11 protein-coding genes and 1 riboswitch are annotated in these 8,835 nt (G+C 70.6%); of the genes, 6 read left to right on the top strand and 5 right to left on the bottom strand.

Going from position 1 to position 8,835, the window contains the following annotated elements:
• The first annotated feature begins 72 nt into the window (after nucleotides 1–72).
• Nucleotides 73–432: a hypothetical protein gene (locus HND91_RS20030; protein ID WP_181708381.1), complete on the top strand. Its 360-nt coding sequence runs from the start codon at nucleotides 73–75 to the stop codon at nucleotides 430–432.
• 154 nt (nucleotides 433–586) lie between these two features.
• Here HND91_RS20030 and trhA read toward each other — a convergent pair whose 3' ends face one another.
• From trhA to HND91_RS20015, 3 genes are all read right to left on the bottom strand, one after another.
• A complete protein-coding gene (gene trhA / locus HND91_RS20025; protein ID WP_181708380.1) occupies nucleotides 587–1,237 on the bottom strand; it encodes a PAQR family membrane homeostasis protein TrhA in 651 nt (216 codons plus the stop codon).
• Between the two features lie 391 nt (nucleotides 1,238–1,628).
• Nucleotides 1,629–1,844: an AsnC family transcriptional regulator gene (locus HND91_RS20020; RefSeq protein ID WP_181708379.1), complete on the bottom strand. Its 216-nt coding sequence runs from the start codon at nucleotides 1,842–1,844 to the stop codon at nucleotides 1,629–1,631.
• A 68-nt stretch (nucleotides 1,845–1,912) separates the two neighbouring features.
• Nucleotides 1,913–2,122: a cold-shock protein gene (locus HND91_RS20015; RefSeq protein WP_181708378.1), complete on the bottom strand. Its 210-nt coding sequence runs from the start codon at nucleotides 2,120–2,122 to the stop codon at nucleotides 1,913–1,915.
• A 463-nt stretch (nucleotides 2,123–2,585) separates the two neighbouring features.
• A riboswitch (SAM riboswitch) is annotated at nucleotides 2,586–2,665 on the top strand.
• Nucleotides 2,666–2,777: 112 nt separating this feature from the next.
• On the opposite strand from HND91_RS20015, the gene HND91_RS20010 reads away from it, so the two are divergent.
• The gene (locus HND91_RS20010) at nucleotides 2,778–3,989 is read left to right on the top strand and encodes an O-succinylhomoserine sulfhydrylase (RefSeq protein WP_181708377.1); all 1,212 of its coding nucleotides are present in this window, start codon (nucleotides 2,778–2,780) and stop codon (nucleotides 3,987–3,989) included.
• A 222-nt stretch (nucleotides 3,990–4,211) separates the two neighbouring features.
• Here the strand turns inward: HND91_RS20010 and HND91_RS20005 are convergent, their stop codons facing one another.
• Nucleotides 4,212–4,817, bottom strand: coding sequence for a CDP-alcohol phosphatidyltransferase family protein (locus HND91_RS20005; RefSeq protein ID WP_181708376.1), 606 nt, complete (start codon nucleotides 4,815–4,817; stop codon nucleotides 4,212–4,214).
• 178 nt (nucleotides 4,818–4,995) lie between these two features.
• On the opposite strand from HND91_RS20005, the gene apaG reads away from it, so the two are divergent.
• Both apaG and HND91_RS19995 read left to right on the top strand, forming a co-directional pair.
• Nucleotides 4,996–5,388: a Co2+/Mg2+ efflux protein ApaG gene (gene apaG, locus HND91_RS20000; protein ID WP_181708375.1), complete on the top strand. Its 393-nt coding sequence runs from the start codon at nucleotides 4,996–4,998 to the stop codon at nucleotides 5,386–5,388.
• A gap of 87 nt (nucleotides 5,389–5,475) precedes the next feature.
• The gene (locus tag HND91_RS19995; RefSeq protein ID WP_181708374.1) at nucleotides 5,476–5,745 is read left to right on the top strand and encodes a DUF6460 domain-containing protein; all 270 of its coding nucleotides are present in this window, start codon (nucleotides 5,476–5,478) and stop codon (nucleotides 5,743–5,745) included.
• Between the two features lie 112 nt (nucleotides 5,746–5,857).
• Here the strand turns inward: HND91_RS19995 and HND91_RS19990 are convergent, their stop codons facing one another.
• Nucleotides 5,858–6,757 carry a histone deacetylase family protein gene (locus tag HND91_RS19990; protein WP_181708373.1) on the bottom strand — a complete coding sequence of 300 codons (900 nt, stop codon included), beginning with the start codon at nucleotides 6,755–6,757 and terminating at the stop codon, nucleotides 5,858–5,860.
• A 299-nt stretch (nucleotides 6,758–7,056) separates the two neighbouring features.
• Between HND91_RS19990 and HND91_RS19985 the strand changes: the two genes are divergently transcribed.
• Entirely contained in the window at nucleotides 7,057–8,382 is a 1,326-nt protein-coding gene (locus HND91_RS19985; RefSeq protein WP_181708372.1) for an MATE family efflux transporter, read from the top strand.
• 13 nt (nucleotides 8,383–8,395) lie between these two features.
• A complete protein-coding gene (locus HND91_RS19980; protein ID WP_181708371.1) occupies nucleotides 8,396–8,830 on the top strand; it encodes an HIT domain-containing protein in 435 nt (144 codons plus the stop codon).
• Nucleotides 8,831–8,835 lie beyond the last annotated feature (5 nt).

Genomic DNA, 8,835 nt, shown 5'->3' with positions numbered 1-8,835 from the left:
AAACCAAAGTCGAAATCCACCGCCATGCTCGATCATTGAAGTCGAGCCGACGATGGTTCATGGAGAAATATCATGAATACCAAGATCATTGCCGCCGCTCTTGTTGGTGTCCTCTCTGTCGCGTCTGCCGCTCAGGCCGCCGGCTGGGATCCGGCCAACAGCACCCGCGATCGTTACATCGAGAGCTTCGCCGAGCGCGGCGCCAGCGCCGGTTCCGCCGTTTCGACCAACGACAGCGGTTTCGTGGCCGGCACCTCGGCCTGGGACCCGGCCAACAGCACCCGCGACCGTGAGGTCGAGGCTCTCGCCAACCGCGTGACCTCGTCCGGCTCGGCCGTCTCGACCAACGACAGCGTTCGCCTGCCCTCCGCCTCGGTCTACGACCCGGCGAACTCCAGCCGCGACCGCTACCTGGAGCAGTTCGCCAACTGACCCGGTCCGGCAGCATGGCTTGTCACGCGGGATCGCGTGGTGAGCCGGGCGGCGGCGGGCCACCCGCGTGCCGCATCGTCGAAGGGGCGTCGACCGGAAGGTCGGCGCCCTTCCGTCGTTTCGGGAAGCGTGCGGGCGAGACCGCGCCGGCCGGTCAGGCGACGCGCTCCACCACCAGGCAGTGGAACACCGCCCAGTAGTGTATGCCGGCGCCGGCGACCACGAAGCCGTGCCAGATGGCGTTCTGGAACTTCAGGCTCTCCCACACGTGGAAGACCACCCCGGCCGAATAGACCACGCCGCCCACCACGATGAGCAGGAGGGTGAGCTCCGGCAGCGCTTCGGACAGCGCCGGAAGGGCCAGCACGCCGCTCCAGGCTACCGCGAGGTAGAAGACGATCGTGAGCCGGTCGTAGCGCCCCGGCAGCCCGAGCTTGAACGCGATGCCGGCGAGGGCCGCGCCCCAGATCCCCGTCGCAAGGCTCACCGAGACCGTGCCGTAGGGAAGCTGCGCGAGGAAAGGCGTGTAGGTGCCGGCGATCAGGAGGAAGATCGCCGAATGGTCGAACCGCCGGAACACCCATTTCAGCGGCGAGACCGGCCAGTGATTGTAGAGGAAGGACGCCGTCAGGGCCGCGATCAGGCCGGTGCCGTAGATGGCCGCGACGGCCATGTCGGACAGGCCGCCGAGCGTCGCCGTGTGGACCAGCAGGAGGACGACGCCCACCGCCGCCAGCAGCAGGCCCACCGTGTGGACGACGGCGTCGGCGATGCGCTCGCCCCGGGTATAGCTCCAGTCCATCATCGGCGGCCGACTCCCGTCCGTGGTCCGGCACATCCGGCAAAGCTGCCTGAACGTCCGGGTCGTCTCAATCCGCCCTTCGGGCGTGCCGTAGCGGCAGCCGAAGCGGATCGGTGCATGAAGGAGAACGGAGGAGACCGGCGAAAGGTTGGCCGCACCAGGGTCGGCCCGTGGCCGCGCCCATAAAAAAGCAAACGGCGCCCGATGGGCCGCCCGGAAACGCAAACGGCGCCCGATGGGCCGCCTGGAAACGCAAAGGGCGGCCGATGGGCCGCCCGGAAACGCCAAAGGCGCCCGATGGGCCGCCCGGAAACGCAAAGGGCGGCCGATGGGCCGCCCGGAGGTCTGGCCGCCCTCGGCGGGCGGCCTTTTCGGAGAGAACCGTCGTCCGCCCTCAGGCGGCCCGCACGGTCACGGCCGCCGCCGGGAGGCGGAAGCGCTCGGCCAGATGCCAGCGCAGTTCGCGGGCGGAGGCGTAGTCATAGGTGCGGTCGACAAGCGCGGTGACATCCCGCGCGTCGTTGCGCTCGGTGACCGTCAGGCGGCCGATCCGGAAGCGAGGGCCCTCCGCCGTCTCCCGAACGGCTGCGGGTCTGTATTCGAAATGCATATTTATCCTGTTTCTTGTTATTGCCCCGCGGCGGCAGCCGCCGCGGGGTGTCGTCGGGCCAAGCCTGATCAGGCGGCCTTCAGGTTGTCGGCGGCGGACTTGCCGGTGCGACGATCCTTGACGACGTCGAAGCTGATGCGCTGGCCTTCGCCGAGGCCGGTGAGGCCCGAGCGCTCGACAGCGGAGATGTGGACGAACACGTCCGGGCCGCCGTTATCCGGCTGGATGAAGCCAAAGCCCTTGGTCGCGTTGAACCACTTGACGGTACCGACGTTCATGACGATCCCTTTCGGATAGAACGTTCAATAGGATGCGCGAGGCCGGTTTGACGCGGCCCGCACGTGATGCCGATTTTGGAGAGGGTCGTTCAGAACGGTCGCCCGGGGAGGGCGAACAGGCCGATCGTCTGGCCAAATCGATGAGCCGAATATGGGCCGGTTCGCCCGAGAGAACAAGACCGATACGCCGGAAATTTCCCGCTGTTCAGAAATCGCGGGCCGCGGAGAGGTGCGCGAACCGGCGGAAATCGGCGGGATCGGGCGGGTTCGGGACGGGGCGAAAAAAGTGGCTCCGGGGCTCGTCGGAAGGCTGCGGCGGGCATCGGAAGCGGCTCGGCGACCGATCCGGAACGGTCCGGGCGGACGGGGGAGGCGGCTTGTCCATCGCCCCGAAGGTTTGCGTCTCCTCGTCCTCTGCGGACGCCCGCGTCCTTGACGGCGGCGTCGTTCGTCTTTATCGATGGCGCTCCATCGTGGTTCTTTGAGCCGGCCGGCTTGCCGCCACGTTAAACAAGGATGCTAAAAGGCCGGGACGGACGTCTCATCGACCCCGGCTCGGCCCCGTGCCCGCCGGGGTTTTTCGTATGCGGGCGCCGAGGACCTTCGCTCCAACCGTTCACGACGAGACGTCCACGACGACTTCCAAGGACAGCCGATGACCGCCGACACCTCCCGCCGCTGGCACCCCGACACCGCCCTCGTCCATGGCGGCACGCTCCGCTCGCCCTTCGGCGAGACCTCCGAGGCCCTCTTCCTGACGCAGGGCTACGTCTACGAGAGCGCCGAGCAGGCCGAGGCGCGCTTCCTCAACCTGGAGCCGGGCTACCAGTATTCGCGCTTCTCCAACCCCACCGTCACCATGTTCGAGGAGCGGATGGCGCTGATGGAAGGCGCCGAGGTGGCGCGCGCCACCGCGACCGGCATGGCGGCGGTGACGGCGGCCATGCTGTCGCAGCTCTCCGCCGGCGACCACGTGGTGGCCGCGAAGGCGCTGTTCGGCTCCTGCCGCTACATCGTGGAGGACCTCTGCCCGCGCTTCGGCATCGCCTGCACGCTCGTCGACGGGCGCGATCTCGCCGCCTGGAAGGCGGCGGTCAGGCCGCAGACCAAGGTCTTCTTCCTGGAAAGCCCCACCAACCCGACGCTGGAGGTGGTGGACATCGAGGCCGTGGCGGAGATCGCCCACGCGGCCGGCGCCCGGCTGGTGGTGGACAACGTGTTCGCCACGCCGATCTGGCAGAAGCCTCTGACCCTCGGCGCCGACGTGGTGGTCTATTCGGCCACCAAGCACATCGACGGCCAGGGCCGCTGCCTCGGCGGCGTGGTGCTCTGCTCCAAGGAGTTCCTGGACAAGCACCTGCAGGTGTTCATCCGCCAGACCGGCCCGTCGCTCAGCCCGTTCAACGCCTGGGTTCTCCTGAAGGGCCTGGAGACCCTGTCGCTGCGGGTGGAGCGCCAGACCACGAGCGCCGGGGCGGTGGCGGCGGCCCTGAAGACGCATCCGCTGGTCACGCGCGTGATCTATCCGGGCGATCCGGACCATCCGCAGGCGGACATCATCGCCCGCCAGATGGCACGCGGCTCCACCATGGTGGCGTTCGAGGTGGCGGGCTGCAAGGCGGCGGCCTTCGCGACCGCGAACGCGCTGGAGATCATCAGGATCTCCAACAACCTCGGCGACGCCAAGAGCCTGATCACCCACCCGACCACCACCACCCACCAGCGCCTGACCGAGGACGCGCGCCAGGAGCTCGGCATCAACCCGGGCCTCCTGCGTCTCTCCGTCGGCCTGGAATACCCGGACGACCTGGTGGCGGACCTCACCCAGGCGCTCGACCGGGCGGCCGCCCGCATCGCGGCGGAGTGACGGAAGCAGCCCCCGCGCCGGAGCGCCGCTCGACCGGACGGGCACCAGGTCGGCGCTCCGGTCCCGGCCCGGAGCATTCATCCCGTCGGCCTCCGGCCAGACGGTGCTCCAGAGCGCTTTCCGACCTGACGGAATCGTCAGGTCGACAAGAAATCGCTCCAGATTCAATAAGCTGGAGCATTTTCTCGGCGATCAAGTCGTGCAACTTGATCGGAGAATTCTCTAGCGAAGCGCGCGGGCGCCGAGCACGACGCGAGCGACGGCGCTCACACCCGTGAGCGCCGCGAACGCGCCCGCGAGCGCCGGGAAGGCGGCCGGAAACACGCACATGGCGGCGAACACCGCGATGGTCTCGGCCCCCTCGGCGAGGCCCGCCAGGTAGAAGAGCGACTTGTCGCCCTGCGCGCTCGTCTTCAGCCCGCGCTTCTCCGCCATCACGGCGAAGGCCAGGAAGGCCGCGCCGTTCACGTAGAAGGCGGTGAGGAGGGCGGCGGCCGCCAGGGCATTCCGCTCCGGGTCGGCCGCCGCGAAGGCCAGCGGCACGAGGCCGTAGAAGGCGAAGTCGAGCGTGACGTCCAGGTAGCCGCCCCGGTCGGTCTTCCCCGTCGTCCGGGCGACGGCCCCGTCGAGCCCGTCCGCCAGCCTGTTGAGGCCTATGAGCGCCAGCCCGACCAGGAAGGCGCCCGCCGCGATGGCCGCCGCCGCGGCCACGCCCGCCGCGAAGCCCGCGACCGTGAGGCCGTCGGCGGTGACGCCGCGGGCGGCGAGCCATGCCCCGGCGCGGCCGAGCGGCGGGTCGATCAGCGGGCGGAGGCGGGCGTCGAACATGGGGCTCCCGTCGGTCGTGGAACGTCACGTCAGTAGCGCAGGCGCGGGCCGTGGCGGAACAGGGCGGCGATCACGGTTGCGGCATGGCGTCCGCGCCACCGGCCGTCGCGCTCGGCTGTTGCCCAAGCCGGTCGGAACGACTATTTCCCGTCGTGACAAGTCGAACGGAGGCGTCACCATGTTCCGTGCCGTCACCCGCGGGATCGTCGTATCCGTGGAGCCGACCTATCTGGCGCACGAATCCAACCCGGACGAGATGCGCTGGGTCTGGTCCTACCGGGTCGAGATCGAGAACCGGTCCAAGATCACCGTCCAGCTCCTGTCCCGCCGCTGGCTGATCACGGACGCGAACGGAATCCGCCGCGAGGTGGCCGGCCAGGGCGTCGTCGGCGAGCAGCCGATTATCCGGCCGGGCGGCGAGTACGCCTACACCAGCGGCTGTCCCCTCGGCACCCCGAGCGGCATCATGGAGGGCACCTACCGGATGGTGACCGACGCCGGAGAGCTGTTCGACGTGGACATTCCGGCCTTCTCGCTCGACAAGCCGGACGTCGCCCGCGTCCTCAACTGAGCCATGGCCGCTTGGCCCGCCGGCCGGGCGATCTTATGTGTCGCGTCGCCGCCCGGATCGGACCGGGCCGCCCATGCTGGAGCCTTCATGTCCACCCTGACCCGCTTTCTCGGCGATTCCCCGCTTCGCGTGCTCGTGCGGCTCGTGTTCCTGTCCTTCCTGGTCGGCGTCGTGATGGCGGCGATCGGCCTGGAGCCGCTCGACCTCGTCAACAGCGCCATCCGCTTCGTGGAGGACATCTGGGAGACCGGGTTCCAGACCATCGAGCGCGCCATGCGCTACCTCCTGCTCGGCGCCGTGATCGTGGTGCCGATCTTCATCCTGATGCGCCTGATGCGGATGGGCGGCCGGGGCTGAGCGCCGGCCGATCCGCCCTCTGACCGGGGCGACCCGGACGATCCGGGGCTGCCCCTCCCGACGCCGGGCCCGGCTCCCGGACGACCGAGGCCCGACCCTCCGGCCGCGGTCGTCAGCAGAACCGCGCCGCCACCCGGTGGAGGGTGGCGTGCCGGCGGGCGAGCCGGTCCACGTCCGTGTCGTAGCCGCCGCCGATGACGCCGGCGAGCGGCAGGTCGCGGCCGCGCACCGCCTCGATCACGCGCGCGTCCCGGGCCGCCAGCCCGGCGTCCGTGAGGGCGAGGCGGCCGAGCCGGTCGTCCGCGTGCGGATCGACCCCGGCGTTGTAGAAGACGATGTCCGGCTCCGCCCGGTCGATCAGCCCGTCCAGGTGGTCGTCCAGCATGTCGAGATAGCCGCTGTCGCCGAGGGCGTCCGGCAGGCCGACGTCGAGGCTCGAGGGCACCTTGCGGACGGGATAGTTCTTCTCCGCGTGGGCCGAGAAGGTCACCACCCGGTCGTCGCCGGCGAAGATGTCGGCGGTGCCGTCGCCCTGGTGCACGTCGAGGTCGATCACGAGCACGCGGCCGACGAGCCCCTCGGCGAGAAGCACGCGCGCCGCCACCGCCACGTCGTTGAACACGCAGAAGCCCGCCCCGTGCGCGCGCCGCGCGTGATGGCTGCCGCCCGCCGTGTTGAGGGCAAGCCCGTGCCGAAGGGCGAGCCGCGCCGCCAGCACGGTGCCGCCGGTGGCGCAGCGGGCGCGAAGAGCCACGCTCTCGGTCATCGGAAAGCCGATCTCCCGCGCCACCGCCGCCGGCACGGTGCCGCCCGTCACCTGGTCCACGTACGCCCGCTCGTGGGCGAGCACCAGCCACTCCGCCGGCGCCGGCTCCGGCTGGTGAAACCCGCCCGGCCCCACCAGCCGCTCCTCCACCAGCACCTCCGCCAGCCGGCGGAACTTGCCCATGGGAAAGCGATGGTCGGCGGGAATGTCGGCCTGGTAGGCGGGATGATGAACGATCGGCAGCATGGCTGGGGAAGGATGGGGCGAACGCCGGGGATGTAAAGAGGAGAGGCATCCCCCTCGTCATCCCGAACGCCGGGACCCAACCATCGCCGCCGTCATCCTCCCCGCCACGACCTTGACCTCCTTCGGTTGGACCCCGGAGTGCGTCGGGGTGACGCCTGGAGGAATAGAGTGCGGCGAAACGCCGACCACCCCCCACCCCACCCACCCCCCAACCACCCCCCTCTCTTCCGTGATGGACAGGGGCGGCGGCGGCGGGGTAGGGCTCCACGGGTCACAACCTGAGGACTCCGGACCGCCGCATGGCCGCCGCACCCGCCTTCCGTGTCGACAGCGCCACGGTGTTCCGCATCGCCCTGCCGATGACGCTCGCCTTCCTGACCACGCCGCTCGTCGGCACGGTGGACACGGCCGTGGTCGGGCAACTGGGCGACGCGGCGCTCCTCGGCGGCATCGCCGTCGGGGCGATCGTGTTCGACGTGATCTTCTCCACGTTCAACTTCCTGCGCTCCGGCACCACGGGCCTCACCGCCCAGGCGCTCGGGGCGGGCGACCGGCCGGCGCAGTCGCTGGTGCTCCTGCGGGCGCTGGTGCTCGCCTTGGCGCTCGGGGTCGGGCTCGTGATCCTCGCCGGACCGGTGCTCGCCGGCGCGCTCGCCTTCCTTCAGCCCAGCGCCGCCGTCCGGGCGGCGACGGAGCGCTACTACGACATCCGCATCCTCTCCGCGCCGTTCGCGCTCGCCAACTACGCCATCCTCGGCTGGGTGCTCGGCCTCGGGCGGGCGGGGCTCGGGCTCGCGCTCCAGACCCTCCTCAACGGCATCAACATCGCCGGGTCGATCTGGCTCGGCCTCGGGCTCGGCTGGGGCGTGGAGGGCGTCGCCTACGGCACCCTCGCCGGCGAGGTGACGGCGGCCGTGGTCGGCCTCGCGGTCTGCCTGGCGATCGGGCGCGACGGCCTGCGGGCGGCGCTGCCGGCGGTCTTCCACCGGGCGGGCTTCCTCGCCATGGTGGCCGTCAACGGCGACATCATGGTGCGATCCTTCGCGCTCCTCTTCGCCTTCGCGCTGTTCACCCGCGTCGGCGCCGGCTTCGGCGACACGGTGCTCGCCGCCAACGCCATCCTGATGAACTTCTTCCTGATCGGCGGCTATTTCCTCGACGGCCTCGCCAACGCGGCCGAACAGCTGGCCGGCCGGGCGGTGGGCGCGCGCCGGCGGGCGGAGTTCGGCGCGGCGGTGCGGCTGACGGTGATCTGGGGCTTCGTCTTCTCGGCGGTGGCGACGGTCGCGCTCCTCGTCCTCGGCGGCACCTTCATCGGCTGGATGACCACGGCGCCGGACGTGCGCGCCGCCGCGCTCGCCTACCTGCCCTGGGCGGCGCTGACGCCGCTTGCCGGCGTGCTCGCCTTCCAGATGGACGGCGTCTACATCGGGGCGACCTGGTCGCGCGAGATGCGCAACATGATGCTCGCGTCCGTGGTGGTCTATGGGGCGGTCCTCGCCGCCGCCGTGCCGGTCCTCGGCAACCACGGGCTCTGGCTGGCGTTGCTGGTGTTTCTCGGAGCGCGCGGGATCACCCTCACGCTGCGGCTGAAGCCGCTTTCCGCCCGAACCTTTCCCGCCTGAGAGGCCGCCCGCCATGTCCGACTTCGCCCTCGATCCCCGCCTTGAAGCCGACACCCGCCTCCTCGGCGATCTCGGCCTGTCGCGCCTCCTCCTGATGAACGACGCCACCTATCCGTGGCTGATCCTGGTGCCGCGCCGGCCGGGGCTGTCCGAGCTCATCGACCTCGACCGCGACGCGCGGATCGCGCTCCTCGACGAGATCGCCCTCGTGTCGGAGGCGCTCAAGGCCGCGACCGGGCCGGTGAAGCTGAATGTCGCGGCCCTCGGCAACATGGTGCGGCAGCTCCATGTCCATGTGATCGCGCGGTTCGAGGACGACCCGGCCTGGCCCGGCCCGGTCTGGGGGAGGGCGCCGGCCCGGCCCTATTCGGACGCCTCCGCCCGCGACATCGCCGAGCGCCTGGCGGCCCGCCTCGGCGATGCCCTGAAGCCCGTCGCCGACGCGTGAGGCCG

This window comes from Chthonobacter rhizosphaerae, assembly GCF_013839525.1.
GTDB lineage: Bacteria > Pseudomonadota > Alphaproteobacteria > Rhizobiales > Pleomorphomonadaceae > Chthonobacter > Chthonobacter rhizosphaerae.
The sequence above is the reverse complement of the archived record's forward strand: the minus strand, read 5'-3'. Positions and strand labels throughout refer to the sequence as shown.

Coding starts and splice junctions, on each gene's coding strand:
- HND91_RS20030 (WP_181708381.1), top strand. CDS start 73: ATGAATACCAAGATCATTGCCGCCGCTCTTGTTGGTGTCCTCTCTGTC.
- trhA (WP_181708380.1), bottom strand. CDS start 1,237: ATGATGGACTGGAGCTATACCCGGGGCGAGCGCATCGCCGACGCCGTC.
- HND91_RS20020 (WP_181708379.1), bottom strand. CDS start 1,844: ATGCATTTCGAATACAGACCCGCAGCCGTTCGGGAGACGGCGGAGGGC.
- HND91_RS20015 (WP_181708378.1), bottom strand. CDS start 2,122: ATGAACGTCGGTACCGTCAAGTGGTTCAACGCGACCAAGGGCTTTGGC.
- HND91_RS20010 (WP_181708377.1), top strand. CDS start 2,778: ATGACCGCCGACACCTCCCGCCGCTGGCACCCCGACACCGCCCTCGTC.
- HND91_RS20005 (WP_181708376.1), bottom strand. CDS start 4,817: ATGTTCGACGCCCGCCTCCGCCCGCTGATCGACCCGCCGCTCGGCCGC.
- apaG (WP_181708375.1), top strand. CDS start 4,996: ATGTTCCGTGCCGTCACCCGCGGGATCGTCGTATCCGTGGAGCCGACC.
- HND91_RS19995 (WP_181708374.1), top strand. CDS start 5,476: ATGTCCACCCTGACCCGCTTTCTCGGCGATTCCCCGCTTCGCGTGCTC.
- HND91_RS19990 (WP_181708373.1), bottom strand. CDS start 6,757: ATGCTGCCGATCGTTCATCATCCCGCCTACCAGGCCGACATTCCCGCC.
- HND91_RS19985 (WP_181708372.1), top strand. CDS start 7,057: ATGGCCGCCGCACCCGCCTTCCGTGTCGACAGCGCCACGGTGTTCCGC.
- HND91_RS19980 (WP_181708371.1), top strand. CDS start 8,396: ATGTCCGACTTCGCCCTCGATCCCCGCCTTGAAGCCGACACCCGCCTC.